Annotated in this window: 20 protein-coding genes and 1 riboswitch; of the genes, 9 read left to right on the forward strand and 11 right to left on the reverse strand. The window is 70.3% G+C overall.

The genetic code is table 11. The annotated features are described in order from the left end of the window. The first annotated feature begins 68 nt into the window (after nucleotides 1–68). From ACF1G2_RS22795 to ACF1G2_RS22810, 4 genes are all read left to right on the forward strand, one after another. Nucleotides 69–611 (forward strand): RNA 2'-phosphotransferase, encoded by a 543-nt coding sequence (locus ACF1G2_RS22795; RefSeq protein ID WP_391800218.1) that lies wholly within the window; start codon nucleotides 69–71, stop codon nucleotides 609–611. Nucleotides 612–673: 62 nt separating this feature from the next. Next, on the forward strand, nucleotides 674–1126 hold the full coding sequence (locus ACF1G2_RS22800) for a hypothetical protein (RefSeq protein WP_391800013.1): 453 nt from the start codon (nucleotides 674–676) through the stop codon (nucleotides 1124–1126). Nucleotides 1127–1184: 58 nt separating this feature from the next. Then, complete coding sequence (locus ACF1G2_RS22805) at nucleotides 1185–2087, forward strand: LLM class flavin-dependent oxidoreductase (RefSeq protein WP_391800014.1); 903 nt, start codon at nucleotides 1185–1187, stop codon at nucleotides 2085–2087. Nucleotides 2088–2265: 178 nt separating this feature from the next. Beyond that, a complete protein-coding gene (locus ACF1G2_RS22810; RefSeq protein ID WP_391800015.1) occupies nucleotides 2266–3123 on the forward strand; it encodes a Cof-type HAD-IIB family hydrolase in 858 nt (285 codons plus the stop codon). Nucleotides 3124–3305: 182 nt separating this feature from the next. Here the strand turns inward: ACF1G2_RS22810 and ACF1G2_RS22815 are convergent, their stop codons facing one another. The 4 genes from ACF1G2_RS22815 to ACF1G2_RS22830 are packed head-to-tail and all read right to left on the reverse strand — an operon-like array spanning nucleotide 3306 to nucleotide 11254. Further along, nucleotides 3306–5018: a GAF domain-containing protein gene (locus tag ACF1G2_RS22815; protein WP_391800016.1), complete on the reverse strand. Its 1713-nt coding sequence runs from the start codon at nucleotides 5016–5018 to the stop codon at nucleotides 3306–3308. Between the two features lie 20 nt (nucleotides 5019–5038). Further along, nucleotides 5039–8704: a thiol reductant ABC exporter subunit CydD gene (cydD, locus tag ACF1G2_RS22820; protein ID WP_391800017.1), complete on the reverse strand. Its 3666-nt coding sequence runs from the start codon at nucleotides 8702–8704 to the stop codon at nucleotides 5039–5041. 15 nt (nucleotides 8705–8719) lie between these two features. Then, nucleotides 8720–9727 carry a cytochrome d ubiquinol oxidase subunit II gene (gene cydB, locus ACF1G2_RS22825; RefSeq protein ID WP_391800018.1) on the reverse strand — a complete coding sequence of 336 codons (1008 nt, stop codon included), beginning with the start codon at nucleotides 9725–9727 and terminating at the stop codon, nucleotides 8720–8722. An 18-nt stretch (nucleotides 9728–9745) separates the two neighbouring features. After that, nucleotides 9746–11254 carry a cytochrome ubiquinol oxidase subunit I gene (locus ACF1G2_RS22830; RefSeq protein ID WP_391800019.1) on the reverse strand — a complete coding sequence of 503 codons (1509 nt, stop codon included), beginning with the start codon at nucleotides 11252–11254 and terminating at the stop codon, nucleotides 9746–9748. Nucleotides 11255–11458: 204 nt separating this feature from the next. Between ACF1G2_RS22830 and ACF1G2_RS22835 the strand changes: the two genes are divergently transcribed. Continuing rightward, on the forward strand, nucleotides 11459–11839 hold the full coding sequence (locus ACF1G2_RS22835; protein WP_391800020.1) for a cyclophilin-like fold protein: 381 nt from the start codon (nucleotides 11459–11461) through the stop codon (nucleotides 11837–11839). Between the two features lie 71 nt (nucleotides 11840–11910). On the opposite strand, the gene hisC is transcribed toward ACF1G2_RS22835, so the two are convergent. Then, entirely contained in the window at nucleotides 11911–13026 is a 1116-nt protein-coding gene (hisC, locus tag ACF1G2_RS22840) for a histidinol-phosphate transaminase (RefSeq protein ID WP_391800219.1), read from the reverse strand. Nucleotides 13027–13404: 378 nt separating this feature from the next. Between hisC and ACF1G2_RS22845 the strand changes: the two genes are divergently transcribed. The 3 genes from ACF1G2_RS22845 (at nucleotide 13405) to ACF1G2_RS22855 (ending at nucleotide 17180) form a co-directional block, all read left to right on the forward strand. Further along, nucleotides 13405–14511, forward strand: coding sequence for a LacI family DNA-binding transcriptional regulator (locus ACF1G2_RS22845; RefSeq protein ID WP_362467928.1), 1107 nt, complete (start codon nucleotides 13405–13407; stop codon nucleotides 14509–14511). Nucleotides 14512–14819: 308 nt separating this feature from the next. Beyond that, nucleotides 14820–16190 carry a metallophosphoesterase gene (locus ACF1G2_RS22850; RefSeq protein WP_391800021.1) on the forward strand — a complete coding sequence of 457 codons (1371 nt, stop codon included), beginning with the start codon at nucleotides 14820–14822 and terminating at the stop codon, nucleotides 16188–16190. A gap of 159 nt (nucleotides 16191–16349) precedes the next feature. After that, nucleotides 16350–17180 (forward strand): hypothetical protein, encoded by an 831-nt coding sequence (locus ACF1G2_RS22855; RefSeq protein ID WP_391800022.1) that lies wholly within the window; start codon nucleotides 16350–16352, stop codon nucleotides 17178–17180. Nucleotides 17181–17401: 221 nt separating this feature from the next. Here the strand turns inward: ACF1G2_RS22855 and thiC are convergent, their stop codons facing one another. Continuing rightward, nucleotides 17402–19186 carry a phosphomethylpyrimidine synthase ThiC gene (gene thiC, locus ACF1G2_RS22860; RefSeq protein WP_391800023.1) on the reverse strand — a complete coding sequence of 595 codons (1785 nt, stop codon included), beginning with the start codon at nucleotides 19184–19186 and terminating at the stop codon, nucleotides 17402–17404. Next, nucleotides 19180–19326, reverse strand: a riboswitch (TPP riboswitch). Its footprint overlaps the gene before it by 7 nt. Before the next feature lie 71 nt (nucleotides 19327–19397). Between thiC and ACF1G2_RS22865 the strand changes: the two genes are divergently transcribed. Then, complete coding sequence (locus ACF1G2_RS22865) at nucleotides 19398–20759, forward strand: YibE/F family protein (RefSeq protein ID WP_391800024.1); 1362 nt, start codon at nucleotides 19398–19400, stop codon at nucleotides 20757–20759. Between the two features lie 26 nt (nucleotides 20760–20785). On the opposite strand, the gene ACF1G2_RS22870 is transcribed toward ACF1G2_RS22865, so the two are convergent. The 5 genes from ACF1G2_RS22870 to ACF1G2_RS22890 all read right to left on the reverse strand — a co-directional run bounded on the left by ACF1G2_RS22870 (nucleotide 20786) and on the right by ACF1G2_RS22890 (nucleotide 23125). Continuing rightward, nucleotides 20786–21220: an SsgA family sporulation/cell division regulator gene (locus ACF1G2_RS22870; RefSeq protein WP_352188575.1), complete on the reverse strand. Its 435-nt coding sequence runs from the start codon at nucleotides 21218–21220 to the stop codon at nucleotides 20786–20788. Continuing rightward, nucleotides 21190–21258: a hypothetical protein gene (locus ACF1G2_RS22875; protein WP_391800220.1), complete on the reverse strand. Its 69-nt coding sequence runs from the start codon at nucleotides 21256–21258 to the stop codon at nucleotides 21190–21192. Before ACF1G2_RS22875 ends, ACF1G2_RS22870 begins: the two co-directional genes overlap by 31 nt. Before the next feature lie 99 nt (nucleotides 21259–21357). After that, nucleotides 21358–22095: an IclR family transcriptional regulator gene (locus ACF1G2_RS22880; protein WP_391800221.1), complete on the reverse strand. Its 738-nt coding sequence runs from the start codon at nucleotides 22093–22095 to the stop codon at nucleotides 21358–21360. A 309-nt stretch (nucleotides 22096–22404) separates the two neighbouring features. Then, the gene (locus tag ACF1G2_RS22885; protein ID WP_352188573.1) at nucleotides 22405–22623 is read right to left on the reverse strand and encodes a DUF5326 family protein; all 219 of its coding nucleotides are present in this window, start codon (nucleotides 22621–22623) and stop codon (nucleotides 22405–22407) included. A 184-nt stretch (nucleotides 22624–22807) separates the two neighbouring features. After that, nucleotides 22808–23125, reverse strand: a complete 318-nt coding sequence (locus ACF1G2_RS22890; RefSeq protein ID WP_355110745.1) for a cupin domain-containing protein — start codon at nucleotides 23123–23125, stop codon at nucleotides 22808–22810. Nucleotides 23126–23135: the final 10 nt, after the last annotated feature.

The following is a 23135-nucleotide window of genomic DNA, read 5'->3' on the forward strand; positions in this document are numbered from 1 at the left end:
AAACATCCCCGGCGAATTCATTGGTCGACAGATCCGCGCTCCGGCATCCTGGCCTCATGAACAGACCGATGGACGAGAGACGCACCGTGAAGGTGTCGAAGTACCTCTCGAAACACCTGCGGCACCAGCCCGAGCGGATCGGGCTGACCCTCGACGCGCACGGCTGGACCGAGATCGACGACCTCCTGCGCGCGACCGCCGCCAACGGCTTCCCGATCACCCGCGCCGAACTGGACCATGTCGTCGACTCCAACGACAAGAAGCGCTTCGCGATCGAGGGAACGCGGATCCGCGCCAGCCAGGGCCACACCGTCGAGGTCGATCTCGACCTGCCGCCCGCGGAGCCGCCCGCGTACCTCTACCACGGTACGGTCGCCGCCCGGCTGGACGCCATCCGGACCGAGGGCCTGCGCCCCATGGCCCGCCACCACGTCCACCTCTCCCCCGACCGGGAGACCGCCACCCGCGTCGGCGCCCGCCGCGGCCGCCCGGTCGTCCTCGGCGTCGACGCCGGAGCGATGCACCGGGCGGGCCATGTGTTCCATGTCAGCGCCAACGGCGTCTGGCTGACCGACGCGGTTCCCCCGGAGTTCCTCCGCCTTCCTGGCTGAGGCATGGGCCGGGCCCCGCCGGGACACCCGGACCGGGCCATGCCTGAGGCATGATCGTTCCCATGGCGCACCCTCATCTGCCCACCACCGAGTCGGCCGTCACCGCGATCCGCGAGATCGCCCGTGAGTACGACCTGGAGATGAACGTCACCGACGACATCGGTGCCGACCAGACCACCCGGCGCACCTCCGCGGGTGTCTTCACCGTCCTCGACCGGGACGGCTCCCTCCCGCACGAGGCCTTCGTCGAGCTCGGCGGCTCCCCGGCGGTCACCGTCCGCCTCTTCCCCGAGGACGATGCGAAGATCACCGTCGACGGCGTGGACTTCGAGGACGTCCCCCGCGACCACGTCCCTGCCTTCGTACGCTCGGTCCACGGCGGGCTCGCCCATGTGAAGGGCAGGTTCTTCCCGCCCGGCTGGCGTCTGATCGTGCCGCTGCCCGGCGACGAGACGTACAGGGAACTCATCCTGGACGACAGGCTGACCCCCTGGCTGAGCGGACGGGTCCGCTGACGCGGATCGGCCTCCCGCGCCCTGCGCGCTTCCCGCCGGCCGCCGTAGGCTCGTGTGCATGACCTTGCGCCTGAGCACCGTGATCCTTCCCGTCCACCGCTGGCACGACGGCGGCCGCGAGCGCTGGCAGCGCGCCGAGGAGCTCGGCTTCCACGCCGGCTACACCTACGACCACCTGTCCTGGCGGACCTTCCGCGACGGCCCCTGGTTCGGTGCCCTGCCCACCCTCACCGCCGCCGCCACGGCCACCGAACGGCTCCGTCTGGGCACTCTGGTCACCTCGCCGAACTTCCGCCACCCGGTGACGCTCGCCAAGGAGCTCATCTCCCTCGACGACATCTCCGGCGGCCGGGTCACGCTGGGCATCGGAGCCGGCGGAAACGGCTTCGACGCCACCGTGCTCGGTCAGGAGGCCTGGACTCCGAAGGAGCGGGCCGACCGGTTCGGAGAGTTCCTGCCGCTGCTCGACCGGCTGCTCTCCGAGGACGCGGTGACCCAGCCGGGCACGCACTACGCGGCGGAAGAGGCCCGCAACATCCCTGGCTGCGTCCAGCGCCCGAGGCTTCCCTTCGCGGTCGCCGCGACCGGCCCGCGCGGGCTGAAGCTCGCTGCCCGGTACGGCCAGGCCTGGGTGACGACCGGTGACCCGAAGCTGTACGAGGAGGGCACGCCGGAGCAGTCCGTCGAGGCGATCCGCGGCCAGGTCGAGAAGCTCGGCAAGGCGTGCGCGGAGACCGGCCGGAACGTGGACGACCTGGACAAGATCCTGCTCACCGGCTTCACGCCGGACCGCGGCCGGCCCCTGGAGTCCGTGGACGCGTTCGTCGACTTCGCGGGCCGCCACCAGGCGCTCGGCTTCACCGAGCTCGTGATCCACTGGCCGATCCCCGACTCGGACTTCGCAGCCGACCAGCGCGTCTTCGAGCAGATCGCCACCGAGGCCGCCGCTCAGCTCTCCTGACGCCGAGGCGTCGGGGCGCAGGGGCGGGTGCCGGGAGCGCAGGGGCGGTCCCCGGAAGCGCAGGGGCGGGTGCCAGAGGCGCGGAACAGCGGCGGGGGCGCACGGCGGGGCGGTGAATGCCCCTCTCAGATGTGCGCCCCCTCGCACGCACGTGCACCACGTGCGGAAGAATGGATCGGTGACCTCACCCCACTCCGCGCGCCGCGCGGCCCCGGCCCCCCGACTGATCGCCACCGACCTCGACGGCACGCTGCTGCGGGACGACAAGTCCGTGTCGGACCGCACGATCGCCGCGCTCGCCGCCGCCGAGCGGGCCGGCATCGAGGTCTTCTTCGTCACCGGCCGCCCGGCCCGCTGGATGGACGTCGTCAGCGACCACGTCCACGGCCACGGCCAGGCGATCTGCGCCAACGGCGCGGCCGTCGTCGACCTCCACTCCGGAGGAACGTTCCTGGAAGTGCGTCCGCTGGCACGCGACGTCGCCCTCGACGTCGTGTCGACGCTGCGTGCCGCCGCGCCCGGCACCTCGTTCGCGGTCGAGCTCACCACCGGCATCCACTACGAGCCGCAGTACCCGCCGTTCTTCCTCGACCCGGGTGCGACCGTCGCCTCCGCCGAGAAGCTGCTCTTCGAGGAGGAGCCGGGAGCCGCCGCCCCGGTGCTCAAGCTCCTCGCCCAGCACCCGGACCTCGAGCCCGACGACTTCCTCGCGACGGCCCGCGCGTCCGCCGGCGCGCTGGCCTCCTTCACCCGGTCCAGCCCGACGGCGCTGCTGGAGATCAGCGGCCTCGGGGTCTCCAAGGCGTCCACGCTGGCGCTGTGCTGCGCCGAGCGCGGGATCTCCGCCGATGAGGTCGTGGCCTTCGGGGACATGCCGAACGACATCGAGATGCTCAGCTGGGCAGGCCGTTCGTACGCGATGGGCAACGCGCACCCGGACGTGTTCGCCGCCGCCTCCCGCCGCACGGTCGGCAACAACGAGGACGGTGTGGCCGTCGTGATCGAGCGCGTCCTCGCGGGCACGATCGACGACTGACGCCCCGGTGGCGGATCCGGCACGGGCCGGCGGGCAGGCCTCGGGCAGGCCGACAGCCGTACGGGGACGGTCGGCCGTACCGGGCCGGTGGGCCCTACGGGGACGGTCGGCCCATGGGGGACGGTCGGCCCAGGGGAGACCGTCGGCCCAGGGGGGCGGTCGGCCTGCGGGGACGGGCGGCCCTACAACGGGGCCTGCCACACCACCGTCGTACCGCCGCCGTCCTCGCCGATGCCCGGGTCGCACCAGCTCGACCCGCCCAGCGACTCCGCGCGCCGCGCCAGGTTGCGCAGTCCGCTGCGCCGCCCGCCCTCCGGGATGCCGACGCCGTCGTCCGCCACCGAGAGCCGCACCCCGGCGGCGCCGTCGGGGAGTTCGACGCCCGCGTCGACGACGACCTCGATCCGGGTCGCCCGCGCGTGCCGGAAGGCGTTGGACAACGCCTCGCGCAGCGCGGCGATGAGGTTCTTGCCGGTGAGTTCGCCGACCGTGGAGTCGATCGCCCCGAGGAAGCGGTGCGCGGGTTTGAAGCCGAGCGGCACGGCGGCCATGTTGATCTCCCGTAGCACCCGGGTGCGCAGCCCGGAGGGGGCCTCGGCGGGCCCCTGCTGGAGCGCGAAGATCGCCGTACGGATCTCCTGGATGGTCACGTCCAGTTCGTCGACGGCCTTGCCGACGCCGTCGCGCACCGCGGGCACGACCGACCTCCGCTGGGCGCTCTCCAGCATCATCCCGGTGGCGAAGAGCCGCTGGATGACCAGGTCGTGCAGGTCACGCGCGATCCGGTCGCGGTCCTCGTAGACGGCCAGCCGCTCCCGGTCGCGCTGCGCCTCGGCCATCATCAGCGCGAGCGCCGCCTGGGAGGCGAACTGGGTGGCGAGCGTCCGCTCCGCCTCGGTGAACGGGCGGCCGCCACGCGCGCGTGGCGTGGCGAGCGCGCCGAGCACCCTGCCGCCGCTGTGCAGGGGCAGCAGCATGCTGGGGCCGTACCGGGCGGCGAGGCGGCTGACCATGCGCGGGTCGGTCGAGGCGTCGTCGACGAAGACGGCTTCGCCTTCGAGCAGCCGGTCCACCACGGCGCTCTCGGGCGGGATCACCGTGCCCAGCGCGGGGGACACCGGTTCTGAGGAGACGGCGACGATCTCGAGCCCGCCTTCCTCGGCGGGCAGGAGCACGATCCCGGCGGCAGCGTCCGCCAGTCTGCGGGCCTGTTCGGCGACCACCGAGAGCGCGTCGTCCGCGTCGCCGCCCGAGAGCAGGGCGGTGGTGACGGCCACCGAACCGTCGATCCAGCGTTCGCGCTGGCGGGCGGCCTCGTAGAGGCGGGCGTTGCCGATGGCGATGCCCGCCTCCGTGGCGAGGACGCGGACCATGTGGACGTCGTAGTCGTTGAACTCGCCGCCGTCGTTCTTCTCGGCGAGGTAGAGGTTGCCGAAGATCTCGCCCTGGACCCGGATCGGGACCCCGAGGAAGGTCCGCATCGGCGGGTGGCCGGGCGGGAATCCGGCGGAGCGGGGATCGGCGGACAGATCGGCGAGCCGGATCGTGCGGGGGTCGCGGATGAGTGCGCCGAGCAGTCCGGCGTGACCGTCGGGGCGGCGTCCGATCCGGCGGGCGACCTCGTCGTCGACCCCGTAGGTGACGAAGTCGGAGAGGCCCTCGCCCTCCTCGTCGACGACGCCGATGGCCGCGTAGCGGGAGCCGGCGAGTTCGGCCGCCGTCTCACAGATGCGGTCGAGGGTGGAGTGCAGTTCGAGCCCGGTGCCGACGGAGCGCATCGCCTCCAGGAGCTGGGGCACGCGCGCGGTGAGCTCCGTGGACAGGCCCTGGAGGCTGCGGGTGGCCTGGGTGGCGGCTTCCAGGGGGTCCGGGAGATCAGGCACGGCGGCGGTCATGGCCTTGAGCCTAGTAAGTCCTATTTGCCAAGAAAAGTCGGGTGCCCCGCGGTATGCCCAGAAGCCTCACCCGAGGTCCCGCCCGGGGCGTCTCCCGGGGTCTCCGCCGAGACCTCACCCGAGGTCCCGCCCGAAGCCTGTCCCGGAGTGAGCAGGAGATCGGTCGCGCGCTCCTGCTCCAGCATCCGCCGCAGCGGGCCGTCGACACGTGCCAGCTCCGCGTAGGGCCCGCGCTGCACCGTCCGTCCCTCGTCCAGGACCACGACCTCGTCGACGGCATGGAGGCCGTGCAGCCGATGGGTGATGAGAACGGTGGTGCGCCCCTCGGTGGCGAGCAGCAGATCCTCGGTGAGGGCGTCCGCCGTGGCGAGGTCCAGATGTTCCGCCGGCTCGTCCAGGACGAGGACCGGGAAGTCCGCGAGGAGGACCCGGGCGAGTGCGAGGCGCTGCCGCTGGCCCCCCGAGAGCCGCGAACCGTGCTCGCCGACCAGGGTGTCGAGCCCGTCGGGCAGCCCGTCCACCCAGTCGAGGAGGCGGGCTCGGTCCAGCGCCGCACGCAGGTCGTCGTCGCTCGCGCCGGTCCGCGCCAGGCGCAGGTTCTCGCGGAGGGTGCTGTCGAAGATGTGGGCGTCCTGGGCGCAGAGACCGACGAGACGCCGGACGTCGTCGCCGTCGAGCTCGGCCGCCTCCACCCCGCCGATCCGGTACGAGCCGGTGTCGGCGTCCAGGAACCGGAGCAGCACCTGGGCGAGTGTGGTCTTGCCGGAACCGGAGGTGCCGACGACGGCGACCCGTCGCCCGGCCCCCAGAGTGAGCGCGAAGTCGCCGAGCGCCGCCCGCTCCTGGCCCGCGTACCGCGCCGAGAGGCCGACGACCTCCAGCGGGAAGGGGCTTCGCGGCGGTGTGGCGGGCCGTGCGGGCTCGTGCACGGGTGCGGGGGCGTCGAGGACCTCGTACACCCGCTCGGCGCTCCGCTTGATCCGCTGGCGGTACTGGACGGCGAGCGGGAGGGCGGTGACGGCCTCGAAGGCGGCGAGCGGGGTCAGGACGACGACGGCCAGCGCCACGCCCTCCAGGCGGCCGTCACGGAGGGCCTGGACCCCGACGAACGCGGCCGCGGCGACGGTCAGACCGCAGACGAGGGCGGAGAGGCCGGCCCCGAGCGCGGTGGCCGCCGCCTGCCGGCGGGCGATGGCCGTGAGCGTACGGTCGGCCGCTCCGGCCCGCTCGGTACGGTCCTTCAGTGCCCCGGCCACCGTCAGTTCGGCACAGCCGCGCAGCAGATCGACGACGGTGGCGGTGAGGGCGCCGCGGGCGGGGGCGAGCTGCCGCTCGGCGCGGCGGGCCAGCAGCCCGCTCAGCAGCGGCACGGCGACACCCGCGGTGAGCAGGCCCAGGGCGAGCACGGCCCCGGCCTCGGGGAGCAGCCAGGCGGTGAACCCCACGGAGCCGACCCCCACGACGAGCGCCGCGCCCGCGGGCAGCAGCCAGCGCAGCCAGTAGTCCTGGAGCGCGTCGACGTCCTGGACGAGCCGGGAGAGCAGGTCGCCGCGACGGGTGCGGCGCAGCCCGGCGGGGGCGATGCGCTCCAGGCGCCGGTAGACGGCGACCCGGAGTTCGGCGAGCATCCGCAGCACCGCGTCGTGGGACACGATCCGCTCGGCGTACCGGAACACGGCCCGGCCGATGCCGAAGGCCCGCGTGGCCGTGACGGCGACCATCAGGTAGAGCACCGGGGGCTGTTCGGAGGCCCGGGAGATGAGCCACCCGGAGACCGCCATGAGTCCTACGGCGGATCCGAGCGCCAGGCTCGCGAGCAGCAGGGCGAGGCCCATCCGCCCCCGCAGCTCCCCGGCCATGGCGCGGACGCGCCCGAAGGCCGATCGTCCCTCTTCCGTCTCGGGGATGTCTGCCACCGCTGCCCCTGCCTCGACGGGCGCGGCCGGCTCCGTCGCGGCGGGAGCGGCCGGCTCCGTCGCGGCCTGCGCGGGCACGGCGGAGGCCCAGGACGAGCGGTCGAGGGGCCTGGCGGGCCGCTCCTCAGGGGCGGTCGCCGGCACGAGCTCCACCATGCGGTCCGCGACCGCGAGCAGTGCCGGCCTGTGGACGACAAGGAGGACCGTACGGCCCGCGGCGAGGCGGCGGACCGCCTCGACCACGCCGGCCTCGGTCGCGCCGTCCAGCGCGGCCGTGGGCTCGTCCAGCAACAGCACGGGCCGGTCCGCCAGGAACGCGCGAGCCAGGGCGAGTCGCTGGCGCTGGCCCGCCGAGAGACCCGCGCCGTCCTCGCCGAGCACGGTGTCGGCCCCGGCCGGGAGGGCGCGGACGAACCCGTCCGCGCCGGCGTCTCGCAGGGCCTCCCGTACCGCCTCGTCGGAGGCGTCGGGGCGCGCCAGACGGACGTTCTCGGCGATCGTCCCCGCGAACAGATAGGGCCGCTGCGGCACCCAGGCGATCCGCGAGCGCCACTCCTCCATGTCGAGCGTGCCGAGTTCGGCGCCCCCGACGCGGACCGAGCCGCTCTCATCCGGGGTCGCGAACCCCAGCACCACGTCGAGCAGCGTGGACTTGCCGACCCCGCTCGGCCCCACGAGGGCGACGGTCTCTCCAGGCTCGACGAGGAGCGATGCCGCGTCCAGCGAGGGTTCGGCCCGGCCCGAGTGACGGACGGTCACGTCTGTCAGCTCGATCCGGGGCGCCGTAGGCACCGTGCCCCTGCCGTTCTGGGGCGCCGGGCTCTCCAGGACCTCGAAGATCTCCTCCGCGGCCGCCAGCCCCTCCGCCGCCGCGTGGTACTGCGCCCCCACCTGCCGGATCGGCAGATAGGCCTCGGGCGCCAGGATCAGGATGACCAGACCCGTGTACAGGTCGAGGTCGCCGTGGACCAGCCTCATGCCGATCCCGACCGCGACCAGCGCCACCGAGAGCGTCGACAGCAGCTCCAGGGCGAAGGAGGAGAGGAAGGCGATGCGCAGCGTCTTCATCGTCGCCCGCCGGTACTCCGACGTGATCGCGCGGATCGAATCGGCCTGGGCCTTGGCCCGTCCGAACACCTTGAGCGTCGGCAGCCCGGCCACCACGTCGAGGAAGTGGCCCGAGAGCCGGGACAGCAGCTTCCACTGCCGGTCCATCCGGGCCTGGGTGTACCAGCCGATAAGGATCATGAAGAGCGGGATCAGCGGCAGGGTCACGACGATCACCGCGGCCGAGACCCAGTCCTCGGTGACGATCCTGACCAGGACCGCCACCGGCACCACCACCGCGAGCCCCAGCTGCGGAAGGTAGCGCGCGAAGTAGTCGTCGAGCGCGTCCACTCCGCGGGTGGCGAGAGCAGCCAGCGAGCCGGCCTTCTGGCCGCTGAGCCATCCCGGACCGAGTGCGGCCGCCCGGTCGAGCAGCCGCCTCCGCAGTTCGGACTTGACCGCGGCGCTCGCCCGGTGGGCCGCCAGCTCGGTCAGCCAGGAGACCAGCCCCCGGCCCCCCGCGACTCCGGCGAGCAGGAGCAGGGGTGTGGTCAGGCCGGAAACCGACAGGCCCTCCTGGAAGGCGCCCACGACCACATCGGCGATGAGCATCGCCTGGGCGACGACCAGCGCCGCCCCGGCCAGGCCGAGCACCACGACCGCTCCGAGGAAGAAGCGGGTGGCCCTGGCGTACCGGAGCAGACGCGGATCGATCGGTTTCACGTGAAACATCTCCCCCTAGTGAGCGGCGTCGCCGGCGATGTGCTGCGTACCGATGCGCTTGCGGAACACCCAGTAGGTCCAGCCCTGGTAGAGCATCACCAGCGGAGCGGCGATCGCGGCGCACCAGGTCATGATCTTCAGGGTGTACGGGCTCGACGAAGCGTTCGTCACGGTAAGACTCCACTCGGGGTTGAGCGAAGACGGCATGACGTTCGGGAACAGGGTGAAGAAGAGCATCGCCACCGCCGCGGCGATCGTGACACCCGACAGTGCGAACGACCAGCCCTCACGCCCCACCTTGATCGCCACGATGGCGCCGACCAGCGACACCACGGCGACGAGCATGGCGCCCAGGCTCCAGCCGTCGCCCTTGTCCACCTGCGTCCAGACGAGGAAGACCAGCGCGAGGACGGCCGTCAGGAGCCCCAGCTTCAGCGCGAGCGCCCGGGCACGGGCCCGGATGTCCCCCACCGTCTTGAGCGCGGCGAATACCGTCCCGTGGAAGGTGAAGAGGGCGAGAGTGACCAGGCCGCCGAGGAGCGCGTACGGGTTGAGCAGGTCCCCGAAGGTGCCGACGTACTCCATCTCGCTGTCGATCTTCACGCCCCGCACGATGTTGCCGAAGGCGACACCCCACAGCACGGCGGGGATCAGGGAGGTCCAGAAGATGGCCTCCTCCCAGTTGCGCTGCCAGTTCTCATCGGGCCGCTTCGCGCGGTACTCGAAGGCGACGCCACGGATGATCAGACAGACCAGGATGATCAGCAGCGGCAGGTAGAAGCCGGAGAAGAGCGTCGCGTACCACTCGGGGAAGGCCGCGAAGGTCGCGCCGCCGGCCGTGAGCAGCCACACCTCGTTGCCGTCCCAGACGGGACCGATGGTGTTGATCAGGACCCGCTTCTCGGTGCGGCCCCGGGCGAGCAGCTTGGTAAGGACGCCGACCCCGAAGTCGAAGCCCTCAAGGAAGAAGTAGCCGATCCAGAGGACGGCGATGAGTACGAACCAGACGTTGTGGAGTTCCATGCCTCGATCTCCTGAGCCTCAGTACGAGAAGGCCATGGGCCGGTCGGGGTCACGGTCGTCCCCGCCGATCTTGGTGGGCGGGTTGAGGTCGGACTCGCTGAGCTCGGGCGGTCCGGCCTTGACGTACTTCACCAGCAGCTTGACCTCGATCACGGCGAGCACCGCGTAGAGCAGCGTGAAGACGATCATCGAGGTGAGGACCTCGCCCTGGGAGGTGCCGGGGGAGACCGCGTCCCTGGTGCGCAGCACGCCGTAGACGACCCACGGCTGGCGTCCCATCTCGGTGAAGATCCAGCCCCATGAGTTGGCGATCAGCGGGAACGCCATGGTCCAGAGCGCGATGATCCAGTACCACCTGCCCAGACGGGGGCTGAGCGCCTTCCGCTTGAACAGGACCAGATTCGGCACCTCGTCCTCACCGGTCCGCATCCCGGGCGCCAGCATGAACTTCTTCCGGGTCAGCCAGAGGCCCACCATGCCGATGGTCAGCGAGGCCATGCCGAAGCCGATCATCCAGCGGAAGCCCCAGTACGCGACGGGGATGTTGGGCCGGTAGTCGCCGGGTCCGAACTTCTCCTGCTCGGCCTTGTTGATGTCGTTGATGCCCGGGACGTACGAGCTGAAGTCGTCGTTGGCCAGGAAGGACAGCAGTCCCGGGATCTCTATGGCCACCTTGTTGTGGCCCTTGTCGACATCGCCGTACGCGAAGATCGAGAACGGCGCGGGCGCCTCGCCGTCCCAGAGGGCCTCGGCGGCGGCCATCTTCATCGGCTGCTGCTTGAACATGACCTTGCCGAGCAGGTCGCCGCTGATGGCGGTGCCGAGTCCGGCGATGATCAGGGTGATCAGGCCGAGCCGCAGCGAGGTCCGCATCACCGGGACGTGCTTCTTGCGCGCCAGGTGGAAGGCGGAGATGCCGACCATGAACGCGCCTCCCACCAGGAAGGCGGCCGTCATGGTGTGGAAGAACTGCGTGAGCGCGGTGTTCTGGGTCAGCACCAGCCAGAAGTCGGTGAGCTCGGCCCGGCCGCGCTCCTCGTTGATCCGGTAGCCGACCGGGTGCTGCATCCAGGAGTTGGCCGCCAGGATGAAGTACGCCGAGAGGATCGTGCCGATCGACACCATCCACATGCAGGCCAGGTGGATCTTCTTCGGCAGCTTGTCCCAGCCGAAGATCCACAGGCCGATGAACGTGGACTCGAAGAAGAAGGCGATCAGCGCCTCGAAGGCCAGCGGCGCCCCGAAGACATCGCCGACGAAGCGCGAGTAGTCGGACCAGTTCATGCCGAACTGGAACTCCTGCACGATGCCGGTGACGACACCCATGGCGATGTTGATCAGGAACAGCTTGCCCCAGAACTTCGTCGCCTTGAGGTACTTCTCGTTCTCCGTGCGCACCCACGCGGTCTGGAGACCGGCGGTGAGGGCGGCGAGGGAGATCGTCAGGGGGACGAAGAGAAAGTGGTAGACGGTGGTGATGCCGAACTGCCATCGCGCCAAGGTCTCTGGCGCCAGAGCTAGGTCCACGTCGTCTTCTCCTTACCTTGCCGTGATCACATCGGCAGTTTGCCCCTTTAATCCCACCAATCCAGGGATGAACGGGACACGCTTGTGAACGCGTTCACATTCACAAGCATTATGGCTCATACGAAATCCGTATGTAAGACCGGGGGCCCCCCTACCGAAGGTCACCCCTTCCCAGGGCCTTCAACATATTGTTGAATCCTGGCTATGACCCTTCAGATCCGTATCTCCTGGCCCGCCGGGCACACCACGGCGACCCTCGACGAAACCCCCACGAGCAAGGCGCTCGTGGGGGCTCTGCCGATCTCCTCCACCGCCCGGACCTGGGGCGAGGAGGTGTATTTCGACACTCCGGTCTCCACCGCCGTCGAGGCCGGCGCGCGGCAGGTGGTGGAGCCGGGCACGGTCGCCTTCTGGACCGAGGGCGACGCCCTCGCACTCCCCTACGGCCCCACCCCGATATCCCGGGGCTCCGAATGCCGGCTCGCGAGCCCCTGCAACGTGCTGGGCTCGCTCGACGGCGACGCGCGCGTCCTGGCCACCGTCAGGGACGGTGACCCGATCCGCGTCGAGCGCGTGGAGGTCTGACCTCCCGGCGCGCCGATCAGCGTCCGCCGATCACCTCCGTCGATCAGCGTCCGTCGATCGGCATCCGTCGATCAGCCTCCGTTACGGAAGCCCTCCGCCGTCTTCAGGAACAGGTCGTTGGCCTCGCACTCACCGATCGTGACGCGCACGCCCTCGCCCGCGAACGGCCGCACCACCACGCCGTGCCGCTCGCACTCCGCCGCGAAGTCCAGCGTCCGCTCACCGAGCCGCAGCCAGACGAAGTTCGCCTGAGTGTCCGGAACGGTCCAGCCCTGGGCCACGAGCCCCGCGTGGACCCGCTCGCGCTCGCCCACCAACGAGCCGACCCGCCCGAGCAGTTCGTCCTCGGCACGCAGCGAGGCCACCGCCGCGTCCTGCGCGAGCTGACTCACACCGAACGGCACCGCCGTCTTGCGCAGCGCCGCCGCGACCGGCTCATGGGCGATCGCGAAACCGACCCGGAGCCCGGCCAGGCCGTACGCCTTGGAGAACGTCCGCAGCACGGCGACGTTCGGCCGGTCGCGGTACAGCTCGATGCCGTCGGGGATGTCGGTGTCACGGACGAACTCGCGGTACGCCTCGTCGATCACCACCAGGACGTCGGAGGGCACCCGGTCCAGGAAGCGCTCCAGCTCGGCGCGGCGCACCGCCGTGCCCGTGGGGTTGTTCGGATTGCAGACGAAGATCAGCCGCGTCCGGTCGGTGATCGCCTCGGCCATCGCGTCGAGGTCGTGCACCTCGCCGTCGGTCAGCGGCACCTGCACGGAGGTGGCCCCGCTGATCTGCGTGATGATCGGGTACGCCTCGAAGGACCGCCAGGCGTAGATGACCTCGTCACCCGGGCCCGAGGTGGCCTGCAGCAGCGACTGCGCCACGCCGACCGACCCCGTACCGGTGGCCAGGTGCGAGACCGGGACCCCGAAGCGGTCTGCGAGCTCGTTCATCAGGCCCGTGCAGGCCATGTCGGGGTAGCGGTTGAAGGCGGCGGCCGCGGACAGCGCGCTCTCCATCACACCCGGCAGGGGCGGATACGGGTTCTCGTTGGAGGACAGCTTGAAGGCGACGGCACCTCCCGCGGCGGCGGGCTTGCCCGGCTTGTAGGTGGGAATGCCGTCCAGAACGGCACGCAGCCTGGGGCTGCCCGCGCCCGTCCCGCCGGCCGCGCCGTCTCCGCCGGTCTCGCTCACTGCGCTCACTGTGGTCCTCCTCGACCGTCCGTACCACCAATACTCCTCACCTTATGAGGATTCGCCTCCGCTGCGAATGGGCTGTGGACAACGGAGTGGGGAACCTGTGGACGAGTGGGGGAGCGCGGGGTCGGGTGGCGCGCGCCGGTGGCGAGCGCCGTGGCGCGCGTCCCTCGTAGAGGTGAGTTGAGACCTCTTCGAGACATGGCCTCCTTGGCAGGCCCATGCGGGTCGGCAACCGCAGATCACACCCAAGAGGCCTTAACTCGCTTGAATTCCAAGGTAATTGACAGTTTTTGATCATGCAAAAACGTGCCTGTCAACGGGTGCATATGCGGGCGTCCCAACCACCCGGCCTCGCCCTACTATCGGCTCGCCATGACAGCAGCAGGGAAGCACCAGGTGAGCCGGGCACAGACCCGGGGAAGCCGGCAGGGGCGAGCGGGCATCCGGGATGTGGCCGCCGCCGCCGGGGTCTCCATCACGACTGTCTCCGACGCGCTCAACGGCAAGGGCCGGCTCCCGGACGCCACCCGCCGCCACGTCCGCGAGGTCGCAGACCGGCTGGGCTATCGCCCATCCGCTGCGGCCCGCACGCTCCGTACCGGCAAGTCCGGCCTCATCGGCCTGACCGTGACGACCTACGGGGATGAACCTTTCACCTTCACCGAATTCGCGTACTTCGCGGAGATGGCCAGAGCCGCCACATCGGCCGCGCTCGCCCGTGGCTATGCCCTGGTCATCCTGCCCGCAACCTCCCGCCATGACGTCTGGTCGAACGTCGCCCTCGACGGCACCGTCGTCATCGACCCCTCCGACCACGACCCGGTCGTCACCGAGCTCGTCCGTCAGGGCCTGCCCGTCGTCTCCGACGGGCGCCCCGCCGGCACCCTCCCGGTGACCGCCTGGGTCGACAACGACCACGAAGCCGCCGTACTCGACCTCCTCGACCACCTCGCCGCCGCCGGCGCCCGCCGGATCGGCCTTCTCACCGGAACCACCACCGACACGTACACCCGCCTGTCCACCACCGCGTACCTCAACTGGTGCGAGCGGGTCGGGCAGGACCCCGTCTACGAGGCCTACCCGGCGCACGACCCGTGCGCGGGCGCCGTCGCGGCCGACCGGCTGCTCGCCCGCCCCGACCGTCCCGACGCCGTCTACGGACTCTTCGACCCGAACGGAACCGATCTCCTGGCGGCGGCCCGCCGCTACGGACTGCGCGTACCGGAAGATCTGCTGCTGGTCTGCTGCAGCGAGTCGACCGTCTACGCCACCACCGAACCGCCCATCACGACCCTTTCGCTCAAACCGCGCCGGATCGGCACGGCCGTCGTCCAGCTCCTCATCGACGCCATCGAGGGGATCGACACCGACGGACCGGTCGAACAGGTGATACCGACCGAACTCATCGTGCGGACGTCCTCCCAGAGGCGTTCTCCGCGGACGACGGTGAGTCCTCCCCGGTCACCCTCGAAGGACTGAAGAAGAACACGTACGCGCCGAAACCCGGCCCACGCCGGGTCGGGTGGGGGTCGGGTACGAAGCGGGTACGGAGAGGGCACGGACCCGAAGCCGGACACAAACCAGGCCTCGGCCCTGCCCCAACCCTGGACTGGACCTTCTCAATTCGGGCGAAACAACCGGTGAACCCGGAGTGGACCCGGATTCACCACCCCTGGTGCGTCACACAGGCGGACCCTCATTCCTATGATGGGCGCACGACACCGCGGACCACCCCGACCAGGCCGGTCCGCGATGTGCAGGGCATCGCGACGGTGGTGGAGGGGTCGATGACTCAGGGGGCCGGGCAGGAACCCGTGGTGCGCACGGCGACATTGCGTGATTTCCGCGTACCGCCGTACGCCCGGGTACCCGTGCAGGGTCAGGCCCCGGAGCCTCCGTCCGGGCACCCCGTCGTGCCGTACGAGCCCGGCGCACCCGTCGAGCCGGGTGCGCACGGCGAACCCGTCGCGCACGGGGACTCCTTCGAACGGGTCGAATTCGCGAAGCGCGTCGACTTCGTCGAGCCCGTGGAACCCGTCGAGTACGTCGAGCCGACCGAAGCGGTCGTACCGTCCGAGCCGGTACCCCCCGCCCGCGTCACCGTCGCCGACCCCACGCTCCTCCTCGGCCGGCCCTCCTCCGCGCTCTCCGCCCTGACCACCCTGGTCACCCCCGCGGCCGCGACCCCGGGCCACCCTGGGAACGCCTTTCCGGACGACCAGCTCCCCGAGGGCTACACCCCCACCGAACGCGACCTTCCGGTCATCAACCGGGGCGACACCCTCCAGGTCCACGTGGACCCGGACGCGGCCCCCGCGCCCGCCCCGAACGGCGAAGGCCCCGGCCCCCTCTGGGTGGTCGGTGACGTCCACGGATACCTGGACGAGCTCGTCGCAGCCCTGCACGAGCGGCGCCTCATCGACGAGAACGGCGCCTGGGCCGCGGGCAACGCGCGCCTGTGGTTCCTCGGCGACTTCACCGACCGCGGCCCCGACGGCATCGGGGTCATCGACCTCGTCATGCGGCTCTCCGCCGAGGCCGCGGCCGCCGGCGGCTACTGCAAGGCCCTGATGGGCAACCACGAGCTGCTCCTCATCGGCGCCAAGCGCTTCGGGGACACCCCCGTCAACTCCGGCGCGGGCACCGCCACCTTCCAGGCGGCCTGGCTGCTCAACGGCGGCCAGAAGCACGACATGGACCGCCTCCAGGACGTCCACCTCCAGTGGATGTCCCGGCTCGACGCCGTGGTGGAGGAGGACGGGCATCTGCTGATGCACTCCGACACCACCGCCTACCTCGACTACGGCTCCACCATCGAGGACGTCAACGAGACCGTCCACGAGATCATCAACCGGAACGACGCGGACGAGGTCTGGGACCTGTTCCGCAAGTTCACCAAGCGCTTCGCCTTCCGTGACGACGCGGGCCCCGAGGCCGTCCAGGAGCTCCTCGCCACGTACGGCGGCGGCCGTGTCGTGCACGGTCACAGCCCCATCCCGTACCTCCTGGGCCAGGTCGGCACAGAGGACGCCGAGGGCGGTTCGGACCCGATCGTCGACGGTCCGCACGTGTACGCGGACGGTCTCGCGATCGCCATGGACGGCGGAGTGACCATGGCCGGAAAGCTGCTGGTCGTCCAACTCCCCCTGCAGGGCTGAGGGATAACCCTCCGCATCCGGGGAAGTCGATTTCGGGAAACCCCCTGTCACCCTGTGCCATAACCGCAATACCATCGGATCATCCGTAGCAGGCTCTCCTCCGTTTCCGCCCAACCGGCCGTTCCTCGCGGCCGGCCAGGCCCTACGGAGCATCGGGGGATGCACATGAACGTGGCTCCGCACCTGCTGACCGAGGATCGTGCCGAGTACGTGCGACTCCTCGACGACGCACTGCGCAACGCGCACGACCATCCGGATCTCGCCGAGACCGGGAAGCGGCTCACGGCCGAACAACTGCGCACGATGGCACTGAACGCGACGGCGCTGATCACCGCCGCGGCGGCGGTCGAGTACGACCACTTCGTGAAGGTCCGCGAAGAGAGTCGCTCACCGAGCGGTTCGAGTGTGGTGAACGCCGTCCTGGCGGCGGAGGGCGAGGGGCCGAGCGCCGGACCGGGCGCCGGCATCGTCGCGATCGTGACGGTCCTCGCCCCGGTTCTCGCCGGCACGGCGGCGGTGATATTCCTGCTGGTCGGCGCCGTACTGAAGGTGCTGGCGCCCACGCTCGCCTTCGCCGACACGCTGCTGACCGCGGGGTGGTTCTTCGGCGCCGTCGCCGCCGCCGGTCTCTTCTGCGCCGCGGTCGGGCTGCTGGTCACGGCGCTGGGCAACCGGTCCACGCAAGTGGCCGCGAGTGATCCGCCGCCGGCCGAACCGGACGACGAACTGTCCCGCGCGCGCCAGGCCTGGCGCCGCGCGCTGGTGGACCGGGGCATCGTGCCGTTCCTGCGCGACGCCCTGGCGGCCCCGGGCCCCCTGCCGGCGGCGCCGCCCCTCGCGCCACCCCGCACCGATCGCATACCGAAGATCGGTTACAGCGGCCCGGACTTCAGCAGCCCGAACGAGGGTTCTCCGGGCACCCGTCCGACGTTCAGCAGCCCCGACTTCTCCAGCCCGGACTTCGGATCGCCGGACCACGGCCCGGAGTAGGCGAACCGGCGCAGACGGCCGGGCGGACGGGCCCGGAACAGACCAGCCCGAGCAACCGGACCGGAGCAGAGGGGCGCCCGGCGCCCACCGGACCGGCCGGGTGCGGGACCCGCCGCCGCCACAGACGCCGCGGCGGGCGCGAGCCACACGGCCCCCCGACCATGCGGTCCACACCCGCCGCTTCATGCGACCCGACAGGACGTACGTACGAAAGCCCTCGGCTACTCAGCCAGCGGCAGGTACACCCGGTTGCCCGCGGCCGCGAACTCCTTGGACTTCTCCTCCATGCCGGCCGCGATCTCGTCGGACTTGAGGTCGCCGCCGTGCTCCCGGCGGATGTCCTGCGAGATCTTCATCGAGCAGAACTTCGGACCGCACATCGAGCAGAAGTGCGCGGTCTTCGCCGGCTCCGCGGGCAGCGTCTCGTCGTGGAACTCGCGGGCCGTGTCCGGGTCGAGCGCCAGGTTGAACTGGTCCTCCCAGCGGAACTCGAACCGCGCGTCCGACAGCGCGTCGTCCCACTCCTGCGCCCCCGGGTGCCCCTTGGCCAGGTCGGCCGCGTGTGCCGCGATCTTGTACGTGATGACACCGGTCTTCACATCGTCGCGGTTGGGCAGGCCCAGGTGCTCCTTGGGCGTGACGTAGCAGAGCATCGCCGTGCCCCACCAGGCGATCATCGCGGCGCCGATGCCCGAGGTGATGTGGTCGTACGCCGGGGCGACGTCCGTGGTGAGCGGGCCGAGCGTGTAGAACGGCGCCTCCTCGCAGATCTCCTGCTGGAGGTCGATGTTCTCCTTGATCTTGTGCATCGGGACGTGGCCCGGGCCCTCGATCATCGTCTGCACGTTGTGGCGCTTGGCGATCGTGTTCAGCTCGCCGAGCGTGCGCAGCTCGGCGAACTGCGCCTCGTCGTTGGCGTCGGCGATCGAGCCGGGCCGCAGGCCGTCGCCCAGCGAGTACGTGACGTCGTACGTCGCCAGGATCTCGCAGAGCTCCTCGAAGTTCGTGTAGAGGAAGTTCTCCTTGTGGTGCGCCAGACACCAGGCGGCCATGATCGAGCCGCCGCGCGAGACGATGCCGGTCTTGCGACGGGCCGTCAGCGGCACGTAGGGCAGCAGCACGCCGGCGTGGACCGTCATGTAGTCGACGCCCTGCTCGGCCTGCTCGATGACCGTGTCCTTGTAGATCTCCCAGGTCAGCTCCTCGGCCTTGCCGTCGACCTTCTCCAGGGCCTGGTAGAGCGGCACGGTGCCGATCGGCACGGGAGAGTTGCGCAGCACCCACTCGCGCGTGGTGTGGATGTTGCGGCCGGTGGAGAGGTCCATGACCGTGTCGGCGCCCCACTTGGTCGCCCAGGTCATCTTCTCCACCTCCTCCTCGATGGAGGAGGTGACGGCGGAGTTGCCGATGTTGGCGTTGACCTTCACCAGGAACCGCTTGCCGATGATCATCGGCTCGATCTCCGGGTGGTTGACGTTGGCCGGGAGGACGGCCCGACCTGCCGCGATCTCCTCCCGTACGACCTCGGGGGAGACGTTCTCGCGGATCGCGACGTACTCCATCTCCGGGGTGATCTCGCCCCGGCGGGCGTACGCGAGCTGGGTCACCGCCTGGCCGTCGCGGCCCCGGCGGGGCTGGCGCGGACGGCCGGGGAAGACCGCGTCGAGGTTCTTCAGGCCACCACGCGGCGAGGTGTGCTTGATGCCGTCGTCCTCGGGGCGGACCGGGCGGCCCGCGTACTCCTCCGTGTCACCCCGCGCGATGATCCAGTTCTCGCGCAGCGGCGGAAGGCCCCGCCGTACGTCGGTGTCGATGGTGGGGTCGGTGTACGGGCCGGACGTGTCGTACAGCGTCACGTCCTTGCCGTTGGTGAGGTGCACCTGGCGGACGGGCACCCGGAGGTCGGGGCGCGAGCCCTCGACGTATCCCTTGTGCCAGCCCGGCTTGCGCTCGTCCTGGGCCGCGTTCTCGCTGGTGGCAGGCGTGCGTGCATCCTGAATGGTCATGAGACCGATCTCCCTACGCCGGCATTACCCGGTAACAGGTTCGGCGGTCGGCGCAGCCTCCTCCCGTACGTACATCGGTACGCGCGTACGGTGATCAGCGCCCTCTCAGCCCGGTGCTCCGAGCTCCCGCGTGTGCAAAGGTGGCACCACGCTAGCGTCAACCCGGCCGTGCTGAACAGTGGGCCCCCGCCGTTCTTGCGATGATCGGTCGGTGACTTCCTCGCAGCAGACCCCGGAACCCGACGGCCATGACGGACACGGCGACGTCGGTCACGGACCCGGCGACGCCGGTCACGGGCACGGCCACACCCACAGCCACGGACCGGCCGCACCCGTCTCCCGGCATCTGCGCAGAGTCATCGCCGCCGTCCTGATCCCGTTCGCCACGGCCGTCGTGGTCGGGCTCGTCGTCCTGTGGCCCGGCGGGGCTCCCGAGCACGAACGCACCGGCGTCGGCTTCGACCGGCAGACCTATCAGGGCCAGGTCACCTCGGTCGAGCAGGTCGACTGCCAGGACGTGAACGCCGGTCAGGTGCCGCCGACCGAGAACCCCTCCGCGCCCCAGGGGCGTGAGGCGCTCAACGCGCAGCAGGGGCAGTGCGAGAGGGCGACGATCGAGGTCACGAGCGGTCCGGACAAGGGCCGTACCTTCACCGAGATCGTGCAGCCGGACGCACCGCGTCAACTGGACGAGGGGCAGGGCGTGGTGGTGGCGTACGCGCCCGACGCCCCCCGCGATCTGCAGTATTCGGTGACGGACGTGGACCGCAAGATTCCGCTGGCCGTCCTCGCCGGGATCTTCGCCGTCGCCGTGGTGCTCGTCGGACGGATGCGCGGCGTGATGGCTCTGATCGCGCTGGCGATCAGCTTCATGGTGCTGACCTTCTTCATCCTGCCGGCGATTCTGCAGGGGTCGAATCCCCTGGTGGTGGCGGTGGTCGGGTCGAGCGCGATCATGCTGATCGCTCTCTACATGTGCCACGGACTGTCGGCCCGCACATCGGTCGCGGTTCTGGGGACGCTGATCTCGCTGCTGCTGATCGGGCTGCTCGGCTCGTACTTCATCAGCTGGGCGTCGCTGTCGGGGAACACCGACGACAACACCGGGCTGATCCACGGTCTCTACCCGGAGATCGACATGTCGGGGCTGCTCCTCGCGGGCATCATCATCGGTTCGCTCGGTGTGCTCGACGACGTGACGGTGACACAGACCTCGGTCGTGTGGGAGCTGAACCAGGCCGACCCCCGTATGGGGCCGCGCGCGCTGTACCGGGCCGGGATCCGGATCGGTCGCGACCACATCGCGTCCGTGGTGAACACGCTGGTGCTGGCGTACGCGGGTGCGGCCCTGCCCCTGCTGCTGCTCTTCTCCATCGCTCAGAGCAGCGTGGGGACCGTGGCCAACAGCGAACTGGTCGCGGAGGAGATCGTCCGCACACTGGTGGGATCGATCGGGCTGGTCGCCTCGGTTCCGCTCACCACGGCTCTCGCTGCCCTGGTGGTCTCGGCCGACCGGCCGGGCGGCACGGGGAAGCCCGTGGCGAGGGGTGGCCGCCGCCGTCGCGCCAAGTGAGTACGCCGGTTCAGCCGGGCGCCGGTTCAGCCGGCGTTCTCCTCCGCGAGGATCCGGCCGAGCGCCGCCTCCAGATTGTCCTCGAAGTCACCCAATGTCCGTTCCTGGCCCAGCGGAACGAGCTTGTCCGTACGGTCGAGGAACGCGACGAGGGGCGGAGCGCTGGCGCGGAACAGGGCGCGGTCGCTGCCGACCTGGAGCCGGATGGCGACGTCCGAGAGGGCCTCGGGTTCGGTGGGCGCGATGTGCACATCGCCGTCGCCGCTCGGCCCGTTGATGCCGTCGAGCAGCAGCTCCCTGCCGAACGCCCAGGTCACCGGGGCGTCTCCGGGGAGGTGGAACGTCATCCGCACCGCGTAGGGATCCCGGGTCTCGTATCGCAGCTCCACCGGAATCCTGAAGGAGAGCTCCTCGGAGACGAGGAAGCTCATCAGGACCTCGGCCTGCACCGACTCTCGCATGATGTACCCCGCTGTAGATGAAGCACGTGTGTAAACACAGCAGCTGAAAGCTGTTAGCAAAACGGCCAGGAATGATCCCCCTGGCCTGCTTGACGCAATCGTGCTGCACGCACTAGCAGATCACAAGGAGTGATTTTTCAGATACTGATAGAGAAAGCGAAGGAGCTGAAGAGCCCTCCGATTTCGTTGCGTAGTCGGTTGACTGCGGGCAGCAACCGTTCCTCCTGGTGAAGGGGGAGGGAAATGGCCATCGTGGCCGCTGTGGAGCCCGCGGTGATGGGGATTGCGGCACAGACCGTGCCCAGTGCATATTCCTGACGCTCCACCAGGGGTTCCATTCGCCCCATACCGCCCAAACGATCCAAAAGGGTACGGCGGTTACGCACCGTGTACGGAGTGATGGATTCCACCGGATGGCGATCGAGGTGGTCTTGACGAGATTTCAGATCCAGTTGACTGAGCAGACACTGACCGATCGCATGCGCATGACCCGTCTCGCGGAAGTCGGCCCATTCGTCCACGGCAGGGGCGGACGGGGTGTCGGCGACGGCGACGAGCTCGATCTCACCCTCGCGGTAGATCGCGAAGTAGACGGGGACCCCGATTTCGTCCCGCCAGCGCGCGAGGGAGTCTTCGATCTTGGTGCGACGATTCTGCAGAACTCCGCCACCGGCCAGTCGACCTGCCGCGTCGCCGAAGACGAACACGCCCTTCTCGCGGCGGAGATAGCCCTCGTGCGTCAGGGTGCGGAGCAGGTGGTACGCGGTGGGCAGCGGGAGGCCCGCCTCACGCGCGAGTTGCTTGGCGGGGGCTCCGTCCTCGTGGGAGCCCACGGCCTCCAGTAGTCTCAGCGCCCGCTGCACCGAGCCGATCAGGGTAGGAGCGGCGGACTGCGTAGCCGTGGCCAAAGGTCACCCCCAGGCGTGACGACGGGTGCCGAACACCCGCCCGCGGGGGCCGCCCCCGCGCCCGCCGCGGCCTGGGAACCGGTGGGGTCCATGGCGGACCCGCCCGGGTCGGGTGGGCCACCGCAGGACGATGCGGAGGTCTACGCCGGCTTTCCCCGGGGCGGCAGAGATCTGCACTCTAATGGCAGCTCTCAGGCCCGAGCCTGGATTCTCGGGCCGCTTCCCTCGCCCGGGCTAACACACCCCCGGCCCACGTTTACCGCTCGGTAGCGTGTTCTACCAGTCCTCGCGCGACGACGACGAGGACATGAACTTCCGTACGACGTAGATCAGTCCGCCGACGAGGGCGACGAAGATCAGCGCCTTGAAGAGCAGACCGATCACGACCGTCGCGATGCTGGTGATCAGGCCGCCGAAGACGAACAGGGCGATGACGGGTATGGCGACCCACTTCACCCACCAGGGCATCCCCGCGAGAATCTCTCGTACCGCCATCGCGCTTCCCTCATCTCCGAAGAATCCGTCCCGCGCACTCTGCGCCGGACACTCTCGATGCTAGGCGTGACACCTGTGCCCGCGGGGGCCTCGGAGCCCTTGCTCTCCCCTGATCCGCCCCCTAGGGGAGTCCGGCCCTCGACGGGGGCAACCCGATCGTTCCCCGGCTCGGCTCTCCGTCGACTCAGCTCTCCGGCGGCGAGAACACCACCATGACCCGCAGGTCCTCGGTGATGTGGTGGAACTTGTGGGCGACACCCGCCGGCACATAGACCACGCTGCCCCGCGCCACCTGCGTCGTCTCCATACCGACCGTGATGGCGGCCCGCCCGCTCACGACGAAGTACACCTCGTCCTGACCGTGCGGCTGCTGAGGGTCGAGCGAGCCCGCGTCGAGGGCGTACAGGCCGACGGACATGTTCCGCTCCCGCAGGAACTGGAGGTACGCACCGTCGTTGGCGGCGCGCTCCGCCTCCAGTTCGTCCAGTCGGAATGCTTTCATCGGTCGTCTG

It is taken from the genome of Streptomyces sp. NPDC013457, assembly GCF_043089925.1.
Taxonomy (GTDB): Bacteria; Actinomycetota; Actinomycetes; order Streptomycetales; family Streptomycetaceae; genus Streptomyces.

Excerpts from the sequence above, each read along its gene's own strand:
- ACF1G2_RS22885 (WP_352188573.1), bottom strand. The coding sequence starts at position 22,623 with ATGGCGGTACGAGAGATTCTCGCGGGGATGCCCTGGTGGGTGAAGTGG.
- thiC (WP_391800023.1), bottom strand. The coding sequence starts at position 19,186 with ATGACCATTCAGGATGCACGCACGCCTGCCACCAGCGAGAACGCGGCC.
- ACF1G2_RS22850 (WP_391800021.1), top strand. The coding sequence starts at position 14,820 with ATGACTCAGGGGGCCGGGCAGGAACCCGTGGTGCGCACGGCGACATTG.
- ACF1G2_RS22855 (WP_391800022.1), top strand. The coding sequence starts at position 16,350 with ATGCACATGAACGTGGCTCCGCACCTGCTGACCGAGGATCGTGCCGAG.
- cydB (WP_391800018.1), bottom strand. The coding sequence starts at position 9,727 with ATGGAACTCCACAACGTCTGGTTCGTACTCATCGCCGTCCTCTGGATC.
- ACF1G2_RS22845 (WP_362467928.1), top strand. The coding sequence starts at position 13,405 with ATGACAGCAGCAGGGAAGCACCAGGTGAGCCGGGCACAGACCCGGGGA.
- ACF1G2_RS22835 (WP_391800020.1), top strand. The coding sequence starts at position 11,459 with ATGACCCTTCAGATCCGTATCTCCTGGCCCGCCGGGCACACCACGGCG.
- ACF1G2_RS22870 (WP_352188575.1), bottom strand. The coding sequence starts at position 21,220 with ATGCGAGAGTCGGTGCAGGCCGAGGTCCTGATGAGCTTCCTCGTCTCC.
- ACF1G2_RS22800 (WP_391800013.1), top strand. The coding sequence starts at position 674 with ATGGCGCACCCTCATCTGCCCACCACCGAGTCGGCCGTCACCGCGATC.
- ACF1G2_RS22805 (WP_391800014.1), top strand. The coding sequence starts at position 1,185 with ATGACCTTGCGCCTGAGCACCGTGATCCTTCCCGTCCACCGCTGGCAC.
- ACF1G2_RS22795 (WP_391800218.1), top strand. The coding sequence starts at position 69 with ATGGACGAGAGACGCACCGTGAAGGTGTCGAAGTACCTCTCGAAACAC.
- ACF1G2_RS22890 (WP_355110745.1), bottom strand. The coding sequence starts at position 23,125 with ATGAAAGCATTCCGACTGGACGAACTGGAGGCGGAGCGCGCCGCCAAC.
- ACF1G2_RS22815 (WP_391800016.1), bottom strand. The coding sequence starts at position 5,018 with ATGACCGCCGCCGTGCCTGATCTCCCGGACCCCCTGGAAGCCGCCACC.